This is a genomic window from Mesorhizobium sp. LSHC420B00, from assembly GCF_000503055.1.
Taxonomy (GTDB): Bacteria; Pseudomonadota; Alphaproteobacteria; order Rhizobiales; family Rhizobiaceae; genus Mesorhizobium.
The window spans coordinates 550,338-563,461 of sequence record NZ_AYVY01000002.1; the positions used below are offsets into that span (position 1 = coordinate 550,338).

At 61.5% G+C, this 13,124-nt stretch carries 13 protein-coding genes; 4 read left to right on the forward strand and 9 right to left on the reverse strand.

The annotated features are described in order from the left end of the window. Positions 1-6 precede the first annotated feature (6 nt). The 7 genes from X760_RS46595 to X760_RS46625 form a co-directional block, all read right to left on the reverse strand. Positions 7-927 (reverse strand): ABC transporter permease, encoded by a 921-nt coding sequence (locus tag X760_RS46595; RefSeq protein ID WP_031193566.1) that lies wholly within the window; start codon positions 925-927, stop codon positions 7-9. Then, positions 927-2,039: an ABC transporter permease gene (locus X760_RS46600; protein ID WP_031193567.1), complete on the reverse strand. Its 1,113-nt coding sequence runs from the start codon at positions 2,037-2,039 to the stop codon at positions 927-929. The genes X760_RS46595 and X760_RS46600 overlap by 1 nt, the downstream gene beginning before the upstream one ends. Beyond that, positions 2,036-3,601 (reverse strand): ABC transporter ATP-binding protein, encoded by a 1,566-nt coding sequence (locus X760_RS46605; protein ID WP_023717600.1) that lies wholly within the window; start codon positions 3,599-3,601, stop codon positions 2,036-2,038. Before X760_RS46605 ends, X760_RS46600 begins: the two co-directional genes overlap by 4 nt. A gap of 179 nt (positions 3,602-3,780) precedes the next feature. Further along, a complete protein-coding gene (locus X760_RS46610; protein WP_023717601.1) occupies positions 3,781-4,758 on the reverse strand; it encodes a quinone oxidoreductase in 978 nt (325 codons plus the stop codon). Positions 4,759-4,776: 18 nt separating this feature from the next. Beyond that, positions 4,777-5,592: a phosphatidylcholine synthase gene (pcsA, locus tag X760_RS46615; RefSeq protein ID WP_023717602.1), complete on the reverse strand. Its 816-nt coding sequence runs from the start codon at positions 5,590-5,592 to the stop codon at positions 4,777-4,779. Further along, positions 5,589-6,203, reverse strand: a complete 615-nt coding sequence (locus X760_RS46620; RefSeq protein ID WP_023717603.1) for a DUF1326 domain-containing protein — start codon at positions 6,201-6,203, stop codon at positions 5,589-5,591. The genes pcsA and X760_RS46620 overlap by 4 nt, the downstream gene beginning before the upstream one ends. A gap of 13 nt (positions 6,204-6,216) precedes the next feature. Next, on the reverse strand, positions 6,217-7,155 hold the full coding sequence (locus X760_RS46625; RefSeq protein WP_023717604.1) for a DUF2182 domain-containing protein: 939 nt from the start codon (positions 7,153-7,155) through the stop codon (positions 6,217-6,219). Between the two features lie 61 nt (positions 7,156-7,216). Between X760_RS46625 and X760_RS46630 the strand changes: the two genes are divergently transcribed. Together X760_RS46630 and hspQ are read left to right on the forward strand one after the other, a co-directional pair. Then, the gene (locus tag X760_RS46630) at positions 7,217-8,428 is read left to right on the forward strand and encodes a UbiH/UbiF family hydroxylase (protein WP_023717605.1); all 1,212 of its coding nucleotides are present in this window, start codon (positions 7,217-7,219) and stop codon (positions 8,426-8,428) included. Positions 8,429-8,648: 220 nt separating this feature from the next. After that, positions 8,649-8,972, forward strand: a complete 324-nt coding sequence (gene hspQ / locus X760_RS46635) for a heat shock protein HspQ (RefSeq protein WP_023717606.1) — start codon at positions 8,649-8,651, stop codon at positions 8,970-8,972. 123 nt (positions 8,973-9,095) lie between these two features. On the opposite strand, the gene X760_RS46640 is transcribed toward hspQ, so the two are convergent. After that, positions 9,096-9,725, reverse strand: coding sequence for an invasion associated locus B family protein (locus X760_RS46640; RefSeq protein WP_023717607.1), 630 nt, complete (start codon positions 9,723-9,725; stop codon positions 9,096-9,098). Positions 9,726-9,955: 230 nt separating this feature from the next. On the opposite strand from X760_RS46640, the gene X760_RS46645 reads away from it, so the two are divergent. Together X760_RS46645 and X760_RS46650 are read left to right on the forward strand one after the other, a co-directional pair. After that, entirely contained in the window at positions 9,956-11,776 is a 1,821-nt protein-coding gene (locus X760_RS46645) for an extracellular solute-binding protein (protein ID WP_023717608.1), read from the forward strand. A gap of 23 nt (positions 11,777-11,799) precedes the next feature. Further along, positions 11,800-12,477: a DsbA family protein gene (locus X760_RS46650; RefSeq protein WP_023717609.1), complete on the forward strand. Its 678-nt coding sequence runs from the start codon at positions 11,800-11,802 to the stop codon at positions 12,475-12,477. Between the two features lie 6 nt (positions 12,478-12,483). Here X760_RS46650 and X760_RS46655 read toward each other — a convergent pair whose 3' ends face one another. Next, positions 12,484-12,918 carry a hypothetical protein gene (locus tag X760_RS46655; protein WP_023717610.1) on the reverse strand — a complete coding sequence of 145 codons (435 nt, stop codon included), beginning with the start codon at positions 12,916-12,918 and terminating at the stop codon, positions 12,484-12,486. Between the last annotated feature and the right edge of the window lie 206 nt (positions 12,919-13,124).

Genomic DNA, 13,124 nt, shown 5'->3' on the forward strand with positions numbered 1-13,124 from the left:
TTGTTGTCAACGATCCGGAACGAAGGGCTGGCCCAGGGAAGCCGGCGTGTTCATCATCGTCAGACGCTTGTTACGCGAGATTAGAACGAGAACCACGACGGTTGCCAGATAGGGCAGCGAAGAAAGCAGTTGCGAGGGGACCGGAATGCCAAATGCCTGTGCATGAAGCTGGCCGATCCAGACCGCGCCGAAAATATAGGCGCCGGCTAACACCCGCCATGGCCGCCAGGAGGCGAAGACGACCAGAGCCAGCGCGATCCACCCGCGGCCGGCGGTCATGTTCTCCACCCATTGCGGTGTATAGACCAGCGACAGGTGGCCGCCGGCAAGGCCTGCACAAGCGCCGCCGAAAATCACCGAAAGATAGCGGTAGCGGATGACGTGGATGCCAAGCGCATGGGCGGATGCATGACTGTCGCCGATCGAACGCAGAGTGAGCCCGGTGCGGGTCTTGAACAGGAACCACATGACGGCGGCGGTCAGCGCGATCGAGATGTAGAAGATCGGATCCTGACCGAACAGCAGCCTGCCGACGATGGGGATTGCGGTCAGGCCGGGAATATCGAGGTTAGGCAACCTCTCGCCGGGCTGGCCGACAAAATTCGTCCCCATCATGCCGGAAAGACCGAGGCCAAGCAGCGTCAGCGACAGGCCGGTGGCCACTTGATTGGTGGCCAGCGACAGGGTCATGACCGCGAACAGAAGCGAGAACACTGCCCCCATGGCAATTGCCGCCAACAGCCCTATCCACGGCGAGCCGGTCAGATAGCCGGCGCCGAAACCGCCGACCGCGCCCATGATCATCATGCCTTCGACGCCGAGATTGAGCACGCCGGAACGTTCGACCACCAGTTCGCCGATCGCCGCTATCAGCAGCGGCGTCGCCGCCGTGGCGATGGTCAAGAGGATGTTGACGGTGATGTCCATCAGCGGGCTTCCTCCAGCTTCGGTGCTGCCTCGAGTTTCGGCGCGGAAAGGCCGGTCAGGCGGATGCGATAGTGAATGAGCGTGTCGCAGCCGAGCACGAAGAACAAAAGCATCCCCTGGAACACACGCGCCACCTTGTCGGAAATGCCGAGCGCGCTTTGCACCGCCTCGCCGCCGAGATAGGTCAGCGCCAGCACAAGGCCGGCGGCAACGATGCCCAGCGGATTGAGCCGGCCGAGGAATGCCACGATGATGGCGGTAAATCCGTAGCCGGGCGAGATCACAGGCTGCAACTGCCCGATGGCGCCAGAGACCTCCGAAATGCCGGCAAGCCCGGCCAGTGCGCCCGATAGCAGAAAGGCAAAGAAAACCATGCGGCTGAGGCCAAAACCGGCGAAGCGCCCTGCCCTCGGGCTCGAGCCGAGTACGCGGACCTCGAAGCCTTTCAGCATACGGCTCATCAGAATCCAGATCAGCACTGCCGCGATCAGCGCGAAGACAAATCCCCAGTTCGCCCTGCCGGATTCCGGGAGGAGTTCCGGAAGGATAGCCGAGTCGTTGAACTGGATGGTCTGCGGGAAACCATGACCCTGCGGATCGCGCCACGGCCCGCGCACCAGCCAATCGAGGAAGAGCTGGGCGACATAGACCAGCATCAGGCTGGTCAGGATCTCGTTGGTGTTGAAGCGCGTCTTCAGCAGTGCCGGGATTGCGGCATAGGCGGCCCCACCGATCATGCCAAAAAGAAGCATCAACGGCAGCACCAATGGGCCTTCGAACTGCGGAAACAGCACGGGGAAGATCGAGCCGACAATGCCGCCCAGGATGAACTGGCCTTCGGCGCCGATGTTCCAGATGTTGGCCTTGTAGCAGACCGACAGTCCGACCGCGATCAGGATCAGGGGGGCGGCCTTGATCGCCAGTTCATGCAGCTGCCAGACTTGGCTGATCGGTTCGATGAAGTAGATGCGGAACGCGGTCAACGGGTTGACGCCGAGCAGCGCGAACATGATGGCGCCAGCAATGATCGTCAAAACGAAAGCGATGAAAGGCGACAGTGCTGAAAACAGCATCGAGCGCTGCGGGCGTTTTACAAGTTCGAGGCGCATCAAGCCGTCTCCAACGTATGTTCGGCATGCCCGGGTTCGGCGCCGCCCATCAGCAGTCCGATCTTCTCGAATGTCGCTTCAGCTATCGGCAGCGGCTTCGACAGTTCGCCATTGTGCATGACCGTGATCGCATCGGAAATCTCGAACAGCTCGTCGAGGTCCTGGCTGATCACCAGCACCGCCGAGCCGCTGCGCGCTAGCTCGATCAGCGCCTGGCGGATATGGGCCGCCGCACCCGCGTCGACCCCCCAGGTCGGCTGATTGACCACCAGGACGCTTGGCCGGCGGTCGAGTTCGCGGCCGACGATGAATTTCTGCAGATTGCCGCCCGAAAGAGCCGCAGCCTCCGGATCCGGCGCGCTCTTGCGCACGTCCATCACCTTTATGATGCGCTGGGCAGCGGTATAGATTGCATCGCTCTTGACCATTCCACCGGCGCCGACAAGCATCTTGCCGTCGGTGGCGTGGCGCGACAGGAGCAGGTTCTCCGAAAGCTTCATGCGGGGTGCTGCGCCATGGCCGAGCCGCTCTTCCGGGACGAAGGCAGCGCCCATCAGGCGCCTGCCGGTGATGGTGAGGCCTCCGGCATCCTTGCCGCGGATGCGGACCGAGCCGGCATCCTGCTGCAGCACCTCGCCGGAAACGGACTCGAAGAATTCGCCCTGGCCGTTGCCGGCCACACCGGCAATGCCGATCACCTCGCCGGCGCGGACCTCGAGATTGATGTTCCTGAGCGGGATCGAGAACGGGGTCGCCGGCTTGCGGGTGAGTTCGCGGATTTGAAGCAGCACCGGCGCGGTCTCGATATCTTCGGCCGGCGCCCGCACCACAGCCTGAATCTCGTTGCCCACCATCATCCGCGCCAACGAAGACGCGGTTTCCTGGCGCGGATTGCAATGGCCGACCACCTTGCCGTGACGCAGCACGGTGGCGCGGTCGCAAATGCGTTTGACCTCTTCCAGCCGGTGCGAAATGTAGAGGATGGATTTTCCTTCCGAACGCAGCCGCTCGAGCGTCTCGAACAGCTTATCGGCTTCCTGCGGCGTCAGCACCGAAGTCGGCTCGTCCAGGATGATGAGTTGCGGCGTCTGCAGCAGGCAGCGGATGATTTCGATACGCTGACGCTCGCCGACCGACAGATCACCGACCAGCGATAGCGGATCGAGAGGCAGGCCATAACTGTAGGAGAGCGCCCTCGCCTTGGCCGCGATCGTGCTGATCGGCGAGCCGTCATCCAGCGACAGCGCGATGTTCTCCGCCGCCGTCAGCGCCTCGAACAGCGAAAAATGCTGGAAAACCATGCCGATGCCGAGCTTTTTTGCGGTGCCGGGGCTGGTGATCCGGACTGCCTGGCCATTCCAGAAAATCTCGCCGGAATTCGGTTCCAGCGATCCGAACAACATTTTCACCAGCGTCGACTTGCCGGCGCCGTTCTCGCCAAGCAACGCATGGATCTCGCCCTTGGCGATGTTGAGATCGACATGGTCGCACGCCGTCAGCGTGCCGAATATCTTGGTGAGGCCGCGAACCTCCAGCAGGTTTGCGCCGTCTTGATCTGCACTCACAGTGCCTCCATCTGGTTTGCCAGATATGTTCTGTGTTCCCGCAAACATCGTATGCGCGCCCTGCTCTCGACGGTAAGCGCCTCACGACTTGAAAGAGCTTCAAGAATTTCAGCGGAAACTCAAGCGGTAAAGCGCAGTTCGCAAGAACCGCGGCGTCGGCGGGCCGAAACTGCGGGCGCTCAGGGGATAAGTATCGTTGTCCCGGTCGTCCTGCGCCCTTCGAGATCGGAATGCGCCTTGCCGGCATCGCTGAGCGCGTAACGCTGATTGATCTTGATCTTGACGGCACCGCTGAGCACGACATCGAACAAGGCGGCGGCGGAAGCCTCGAGGTCCTCGCGCTTGGCATTATAGACGAACAGCGTCGGCCGCGTTGCGAACAACGAGCCCTTCTGCGCCAGCAATGAGATGCTGAAGGGCGGGATCGGCCCAGACGATTGACCGAAGCTGACGAACGTGCCGAGCGGCCGCAGGCAATCGAGCGAGGCCGGGAACGTATCGTTGCCGACCGAATCGTAGACAACGTCGCATTTCTTGCCACCGGTGATGGCGGCAACACCGGCGACGAAATCCTGCTCGCGATAGTTGATCACGTGGTCGAAGCCGTGCGCCTTGGCGAGCTCGATCTTGTCGGTCGAACTTGCGGTGCCGATCACCGTCGCGCCGAGATGCTTGGCCCATTGGCCGAGGATCAGCCCGACACCGCCGGCCGCCGCGTGAAACAGGATCGTATCGCCCGCCTTCACTTTGAACGTACGGCGCAACAGGTACTCGGCGGTCATGCCCTTCAGCATCATAGCCGCAGCCTGTTCGTCGCTGATGCCGTCAGGCACCTTCACCACGCGGTCGGCGGCGATCACGCGCTGCCCGGCATAGGCGCCGGTGGTCACCGCATAGGCGACGCGATCCCCGGGCGTCAGCCAGTCGACATCTGTGCCGACCTCCAAAACCACGCCGGCCGCCTCACCGCCGGGGATCAGCGGAAATCCGCCCTGCGGCGGATAAAGGCCCGAGCGGTAATAGACGTCGATGAAATTGAGACCGATCGCGGTGTGCCTGACCAGAATCTGCCCCGAGCCCGGCCGCCCGGGATCGGTATCCTCATAGGTCAGGACCTCCGGACCGCCATTGGCGTGGATGCGGATCGCTTTGGACATTTTCCGGCTCTCTTGGGATCAGGCTTTCTTGTCCGGCTTGGCGCCGAGATTTGGAAAGAACTGCATGATAGCGCCGATGCAAGCGAGGTAAAGCCCGGTGACCGTAATTCCGATCTTGATGAAATCGCTGACCTGCTCGCCCAGCACGCCGATCTGGTCATAGAAGGAGGCAAGCGCGGCCTGCGCCAGCGCCAGCGCGCCGAAAGCACACCAAAGCAGCGTCATGCCGAGATTGACTGGCCGCAGCCGCTTCACCCGCACCGGATGGATGAAATGGATCGGCACGAAGGTGAGAATGCCGGCCACCACGACCACGGCGAAGGAAACCCATTGTCCGGGTTCGATGACGAACAGCGTGAACACCACCATGTTCCAGACGACTGGAAAGCCCTTGAAGAAATTCTCCTTCGTCTTCATGCCGGTATCGGCATAGTAGATTGCGCTCGACACCACGATGATCGCCGCCGACAGGAACGACAGGCGCTCGCCCATGAAGCCGCGCTGATAGAGCGCGAAGGCCGGAATCAGCACGTAGGTCACGTAGTCGATGATGTTGTCGAGGAGTTCGCCCGACCATGTCGGTAGGATTTCCTTGACGTCGAGCTTCCTGGCGATCGGCCCGTCGATGCCGTCGACGAACAGCGCCAGCCCTAGCCACCAGAACATCGCCGTCCAGCGCTGCTCGCTTGCTGCGACCAGCGACAGAAACGCCAGGAATGAGCCCGACGCGGTCAAGAGATGGACCGAGAACGCCCGCGCCTGCGGCCATGTGACTTTCTTCTTCGGCCGCGGAATCCGGTCGGCGATTTTCCTGGCCGTCGTCTTCTTGCTCACGGTCCCCGCCAGTCCAGCTTGCAGATTTCGGCCGAGCGGCCGGCAAAGTTCCAGTTGCGGCCAAAGGCCCGCATTTTGCTCCTGTCGGATTTGGCGACGATGATCTCCGGCGCGATCCAGTATTCCGAATTGGTGATGACCGTATCCTTGTCGCGATCCTTGCCGGTGATCGGCGTCACCGCGCCATCGATGATCTTCGGTATCTGAAAGATGCGCGTTTTCTCACGCGTCTCGTAGGTGATCGGCACCTGCTCGGCGCCGAGGAACTGTCCGACCAGGATCGAGAGCAGCGATGTGGTTCCGCCGGCCTTGCCGGTGAATATCTTCGTCAGTGCCTTCACAGCGTAGACCGAGGCGCGCTTGTCGATGAACAGGCCGGCAGTCCAGTTGCCGCGGCTCATATAGCCGGGGATTTCCATGATCAGCCCAAGATTGAGACCAGACAGGTCGACCTCGCCGAAATGGCCGGCATCGATGCGGAATCCGGCCCAGGTCTGGCAATAGCCTTCCGTCGGCGGATGATTGCCGAGCGACAGCACGCAAGGGCAAAAAACCGTGCAATTGCAGGAGAGGACGAGCTCTCCCTTCATTGCCCAGTTTTGGTCTGTCATCGAATTCTCCCCCTCATGTCGAGACTACTAGCAGCGTGGCTGCCCAGACAAGCAGTATCGCGCCGGCCAGCCGCGTCGGCAGATTGCCTGCCGTCTGTTTTTCGACCAGGCTAAACAGGCCGATGAGCGCCATCCAGAACACGTTCATCACGCCGACGGCAAACATTACCAGCATCAGCGCCCAGCAGCATCCAAGGCACCACAGGCCCTGCTCCATGCCGAGCCGGAAAATGCGAATGGGCCTGGCGCTCCAGTTGGCGAACAGGACCGAGAACGGATTTCTGCACTTCTCCAGACAGGCTTCCTTCAGCCAGCTGAACTGATAGAGACCAGCGATCGACAGCGCGGCTGCTCCGGCAATTCCAACCGCCGGATCGAGCATCTGCCCGGGTGACGCGAATGCATCGACTGCTAGCGTCAGGGCTGCGAACATTGCCGAGACGGCAAGCCAGACGCTTAAATATCCAGCGACGAGGACCAACGGATGGGCGACCGGCTCCCCCTTGATCCTGGCGGTATCTGCGATCTCGCAATAAGTTCGGATCATCGGCGCCGCGGAGGGCAGCATGGTCGCGATGGCCATCAACAGCCACATCGCGGTGAGTGCCCCGCCTTGCGCGCCTAGGCTTGCGTGAAGCGGCGCCGGCGCAAGGCAGAGGGCGAAGAAACGCGCAAGGAAATCCGGCAGCGGCAGTTGCGGCAGATATCTCAGCATAGTGTCACCGGGTGCATCGGTGCCCGGGAGCCGGCTTACGGCACCACGAACTGCAATTGCGCCGAGAAGGAGCCATGCAAGGGCGATGCCCATGCCAGCAACAACGCTCACCGTCAGTCGAGGGCTGCGCGCAACGCTCGCCATCGCACGGCCGATACCGTCCAGGTGGCTGAAATCGTCTTGTTGGCCGGTCATGGCAACCGAATGGGCCGAATCGCCGCGTTGATCAAGCGACATCACCTGACCTATATGGACCGGCAGGTCGGATAGGCCTCACCTCGCAATCGGGAAGCCGAATTTGGATCATCGGGAAACAGCACGGATACTCGTTGCCGGCAGCGGCCCCGCAGGGCTGATCGCGGCGCTTGGCTTTGCCGAGACCGGCTTTCCGGTGACGCTCGTCGGACCCGAGGCAGCCGGCCCCGATGCCCGGACGACAGCCTTGATGAACCCTGCCCTGAGGATGTTAGAACGGCTCGGGATCCTGGATAGAATCAGGCCGCACGCAGCGCCGCTCAAGGTGATGCGCATCGTCGATGCAACAAGCCGGCTGATCCGCGGCCCGACAGTGACCTTTCGCGCCAGCGAGATCGACGAAGAGCAATTCGGACTGAACGTGCCCAACAGCGTTCTCAACCGCGCGCTAGCCGAGGCTGTCGGCGCGCATGCGGGCATCGAGTGGCGAAAGTCGATGGTGGAGGCATGGCGCCTCGATGCCGACCATGCCCATGCCGTTCTCGCCGACGGCAGCGAGATTGAGGCGTCGTTGGCGGTTGCCGCCGATGGCCGTCAGTCGCCGGCCCGCGAGGCAGCCGGCATCCGGACATCGGTCCGATCCTATCCGCAGGCGGCGCTGGTGCTCAATTTCGGTCACCGCAGCGACCATGCCTTTACTTCGACCGAATTCCACACCGAGACCGGTCCGTTCACACAGGTTCCCCTGCCCGGCAACCGGTCCAGCCTTGTCTGGGTGCTCGAGCCCGATACCGCCAGGGACCTTGCAGCACTTGACGACGCCGAGCTTTCGACGCGGGTCGAACAGCGGATGCAATCGATGCTGGGCCGCGTGTCGGTTGAGCCCGGCCGACAGGTCTACCCCCTTTCAGCGGTGAGCCCGTGGCGGTTTGCGCAGGACCGCGTGGCGCTTGTCGGCGAAGCCGCCCATGTGTTTCCCCCAATCGGCGCGCAAGGCCTTAATCTCGGCATCAGGGACATCGACGACCTGATTGGTACCGCAAGCAGAAATCGCTCGGACCCGGGCGCCGCCAAGGCGCTTGCGACCTATGATTTCAAGCGGCGGCCGGACATCCTGGCGCGCAGTAGCGCGGTCAACCTGCTCAACATGTCGTTGCTTTCCGACATGCTGCCGGCCCAGTTGGCGCGCAGCGCTGGTCTTGGTGTGCTTGAAGGGTTTGCGCCGTTGCGGGCGTTTTTTATGCGCGAGGGTCTGCGACCCGGCAGCGGTTTTGCGGCATTTTTTGGTGGATTGCGAAAACCGGCTGAGCGCTAGCGATCTTGGGTACCGCCCTTGCTCCGCATCTTGCGAACTCAACCCGGCGTCACGCGCTTCGGGATTGAATTGACGCAGAGTCTGCGCCAAATAACGAACATGTCGACGGCAAGGTCTGGACCAATCTTTGCCGGACCGATGCGTTAGAGTCTAAAGTCTTGGAGCGTTCCTTGCGTGTTCCAGGATGCGTGGCGTCCAAGAAGTTCAAGTGGTGAGTGCGATGAAGACAGCCAAATTCTCGATCGGACAGGTGGTTCGCCACCGGCTGTTTCCGTTCCGTGGTGTCATTTTCGATGTCGACCCGCAATTCGCCAACACCGACGAATGGTACGAGGCGATCCCCGCTGACGTGCGACCGCGCAAGGACCAGCCCTTCTATCATCTGCTCGCCGAGAATTCGGAAACGGAATACATCGCCTATGTGTCCGAGCAGAATTTGCTCGAGGACCGGTCGGGCGAACCGGTCCGGCATCCACAGATAGGTGAGATGTTCGAGAAGAGGCCGGACGGGCGCTACGAACCGAAGCACCAATTGAGACATTGACTTAGTCGGGATATGGCTGGGAGCTGGGACAGGCTTGAGACATGGCTGGACCCGACAAACGGCCGGTCCAAACAAAAAAAGCGGGGCATGAACCCCGCTTTTTTTGGTTCGAAAACCCGTCGATCAGTTTGCGGCCTTCGCCTTTTCCTGCTCTTCCTTGAGCTTCTTGGCAAAATCCTGGTTGTTCTTGGCGACGAACTCCTGGAGCTTCTTCTGCCGGTCCTCGATGTCCGACTGCTGCAGCGGCGGGCCGTCGAAGGCGCCGCTGAAGCCGGTCAGCGCAATCTTGATCGGATTCGGCTGGTTCTGGAAATTGATCGAGGTTAGTGTCAGCGCCGATCCCTTCTTGAAGGATGCGACGAGCTGATCGGTCAGCGGCACTTCCGCCACGCAGCGGTCCGGGAAGCAGATCACATAGTCGAGCTTCTGCGCCTTGCCGCCGTCGATCTGGAGGCCGATGCCGGGAGGAACCAGCCGGCCGGTCGGAACCGTCACCTGGAACACCTTGCGGTTCACCTTGCCCTTCAATTCGATCAGGCTGACGCCGGTGATGAGCTGGCCGTTGCCGGCGGTGGTGATGTTCTGGACATTGCAGATGTCGACGTCTTCCTGCTTGGTGCAGGCCTTGAACCAGCCTTGCGGAATCTGCTGTTGCTGCTGCGCGGAAGCAGCGGGAATCCCGGCGCCGAGAATGCCGACCACGCCAGCGGCCATGACCGACAGGCGGTACGCGTTGCTGTTCAGGCTGGTCATGTCGTGCATTCCTCTCAAATGATCCCGGAACCGGCTTTTTCGCGCCGTGTGGTCCAGCTACCTGTTGCCGAAATGAGGCAACAGAATGACTTCGGACGGCGTGTTACACTGCAAGCGATGCCGAATCCAGCCCGAGCCTCGCGAATCTTGGCCGAAGGATTGGCTCAGGGGGTTGGCCGGTGCACGACCGGCTCATGTATGCTGCGCATCGAATCGGGAAGGAGACGGTCATGGGCCGCGTTGTCATTTGGCTGATCGCCACAATGTTGTTTGTCGGCCTTTCCCTGCAACCGGCCCTGTCGGAACCGAAGCACGCGCTTGCCATGCAGGGCGAGCCGGCGCTGCCGGCCGACTACAAGCATTTCAACTACGTCAACCCCGACGCGCCGAAGGGCGGCAGCATTACCTATTGCGTCGTCGGCAGCTTCGACAATCTGAATCCATTCATCCTGAAAAGCCTGCGCACGACGGCGCGCGGCATGATGGATCAAGCCTTTGGCAATCTCGTCTTCGAGCCGTTGATGCAGCGCAACTACGACGAGGCCTTCAGTCTCTACGGCCTGCTAGCCGATACCGCCGACATGGATCCCGAGCGCAAGGGCATCGAATTCCACCTCGATCCCAGGGCCAAATGGTCGGACGGCGAACCGGTGACGCCGGAAGACGTGTTGTTCACCTATGACGTCTTCACCGAGAAGGGCCGGCCACCTTACAGCCAGCGGATGAAAGCGATTGCCAAGCTCGAAAAGACCGGCGACCGCAGCGTGCGCTTCACCTTCAACGACAAGGCCGACCGCGAATTTCCGCTGATCATTGCGCTGACGCCGATCATCCCGAAACACGCTTTCAACAAGGACACATTCGACAGGACCACGCTGAAGCCGGTGGCCGGCAGCGGCCCTTACACGGTGGCGCAAGTCGTGCCCGGCCAGCGCATCGTGTTCAAGCGCAATCCGGACTATTGGGGCAAGGACGTTTCGTCCAAGCGCGGCTTCGACAATTACGACCAGATCACCATCGAATATTTCCTCAACGCCAACGCCAAGCAGGAAGCGTTCAAGAAAGGCATCTGCGCCATCGACGACGACAGCGACCCGGTCAAACGCGAGCGCGATCTCGACTTTCCGGCCTTCCACCGGGGCGAGGTCATCGCCGAAACTTTCGACACCGGCATTCCGCCGGTGGTCAACGGTTTTCTGTTCAACACGCGGCTGCCCAAATTTTCCAATCCGGTCGTGCGGCGTGCGCTCGGCATGCTCTACGATTTCGAATGGGCCAACAAGAATCTATTCGGCGGCAAATACACGCGAACGATGAGCTTTTGGCAGAATTCCGAACTCTCCGCGCTCGGCCACCCGGCCAGCGAAAAGGAAAAGGCCCTGCTGGCCCCCTACCCCGGCCGCGTGCCTGCAGATGTCATGGACGGCACCTACAGGCCGTCTGTCACCGACGGCTCTGGCCAGGACCGCAAGGTGCTGAAGGCCGCATTCGAGCTGCTGAAGAGCGCAGGCTATACGGTGCAGGACGGCGCGATGCTCGATCCCGAGGGAAAGCCGTTCGGTTTCGAGATCCTGACCGCCTCGCAGGACGAAGAGCGACTTGCCGCTATCTATCAGCGCACGCTTGAGAAGCTCGGCATCGATGTCGGTATCCGCAGCCTCGACGGTGATCAGATCCAGTCGCGCAAGCAGCGTTTCGATTTCGAGGTGCTGGTCGGCTCGACCGGTTTCAACAACTCGCTGTCGCCCGGTATCGAGCAAACCGGGCGCTGGGGATCCGCTGCCGCCAAGGCCGAAGGCTCGTTCAACCTCGCCGGCGTCGCCGATCCGGCGGTGGACGCGGCGATCGAGGCGATGTTGAGAGCTCGCTCGAAGGAGGACTATGTCGCCGCCGTCCGCGTCCTCGACCGGCTGTTGATCTCCGGTAACTACATGGTGCCGACGCAGCACAACAACCGGCAATGGCTCGCTTATTGGAACTATCTGGAACATCCGCAAAAGACGCCCATATACGGTTATCAGTTGCCGACCTGGTGGCGCAAACCGAAGTGACCTCTTCAGAACAGGAGATCAAGATGAACGACGAGAACTCGATTACCGTCGATGTGGTCTCCGACGTCGTCTGCCCCTGGTGCTTTATCGGCCAGAAACGGCTCGACAAGGCGATTGCCGCCGTCGATATCGACGTTCACATCCGCTGGCGGCCCTTCCAGCTCGACCCGACGATTCCGCCCGAAGGCAAGAACCGCCGCGACTACATGGTGGCGAAATTCGGCAGCGAGCAACGCATCCGCGAAATCCATGCCCGGATCGAGCCGTTGGGCGAGGCTGAAGGGATTTCCTTTGCCTTCGACGCCATCAAGGTCGCGCCCAATACGCTGGATGCGCACCGGCTCATTCGCTGGGCCGGGACTGCCGGCGAGGCCGTTCAGAACCGGCTGGTGCGCCGGCTGTTCCAGCTGAATTTCGAGGAAGGCGCCAATCTCGGCGATCATGCCGTGCTGATCGAAGCCGCCCGCGAGGCCGGCATGGATGCCTCCGTGGTCGAAACGCTGCTGCCGACCGACGCTGATGTCGAGGCGGTGCGCACCGAAATCGCCACCGCTTCGCGCATGGGCATATCGGGCGTGCCGTGCTTTCTGCTTGAGGGCAAATATGCCGTAATGGGAGCCCAGGACGCCGATACGCTTGCCGATGCGATCCGCCAGGTTGCAGCGGCCAAGGCACGCGGCGAGCTGGAAACGGCCAACTGAGCCGGACTATTTCACCGTCACCTTGGCCTTGCTGACGAAAAAGCCATGGCCATGCTTGCCGGTGCAGGTCAATCCCTTGGTGGATGACTGGCAGGAAAACGGCCCCTTGCTCCAGCTATTGCCGTAGGCCAGCTTGGTGACGTCGCCGCAGCAGCCTTGCTCGCCCGGATACTTGATCAGCGTCGCCGGGCGTTTCGGCCCGAGGATGATGGTGATGTAGCTGGGCTCGACACGCGAACAGCTCAGCTCCGGTCCGCCATCCTGCGGCTCGTAGGTGCTGGTGCCGCCCTTCGGCGTATAGATGCAGCCGATATTGCCGGACGGAGTGTTGAACTCGACCTGCCCCTCGGCGTTTGCAGGAACGGTCTGGCTGCCGGCATATGTTTGCGGCAGCCAGGCAAATGTTGCGAGCATCGCGGCAAAAAAAGTCCGTGCAAGCATGAAGAACTCCCCCCGGTTCAAACGTGGATGCGCCCCGGCAGGTTCGATCCGTAGCGCATCATTGTCAAACGCAGTTTTGTTCGCGCTCTAAAAAAGCATGGTCTAATGGATGTTGGTCCGCATCCTAGACTGTGCCGGAGAAGTCATTGCTTGGCTGATTACGGGTTCGTGACAAGGCGGCTTCAACCACGAATCATACGGTCACG

Excerpts from the sequence above, each read along its gene's own strand:
- X760_RS46595 (WP_031193566.1), bottom strand. The coding sequence starts at position 927 with ATGGACATCACCGTCAACATCCTCTTGACCATCGCCACGGCGGCGACG.
- X760_RS46610 (WP_023717601.1), bottom strand. The coding sequence starts at position 4,758 with ATGTCCAAAGCGATCCGCATCCACGCCAATGGCGGTCCGGAGGTCCTG.
- X760_RS46620 (WP_023717603.1), bottom strand. The coding sequence starts at position 6,203 with ATGACAGACCAAAACTGGGCAATGAAGGGAGAGCTCGTCCTCTCCTGC.
- X760_RS46625 (WP_023717604.1), bottom strand. The coding sequence starts at position 7,155 with ATGTCGCTTGATCAACGCGGCGATTCGGCCCATTCGGTTGCCATGACC.
- hspQ (WP_023717606.1), top strand. The coding sequence starts at position 8,649 with ATGAAGACAGCCAAATTCTCGATCGGACAGGTGGTTCGCCACCGGCTG.
- X760_RS46640 (WP_023717607.1), bottom strand. The coding sequence starts at position 9,725 with ATGACCAGCCTGAACAGCAACGCGTACCGCCTGTCGGTCATGGCCGCT.
- X760_RS46645 (WP_023717608.1), top strand. The coding sequence starts at position 9,956 with ATGGGCCGCGTTGTCATTTGGCTGATCGCCACAATGTTGTTTGTCGGC.
- X760_RS46650 (WP_023717609.1), top strand. The coding sequence starts at position 11,800 with ATGAACGACGAGAACTCGATTACCGTCGATGTGGTCTCCGACGTCGTC.
- X760_RS46655 (WP_023717610.1), bottom strand. The coding sequence starts at position 12,918 with ATGCTTGCACGGACTTTTTTTGCCGCGATGCTCGCAACATTTGCCTGG.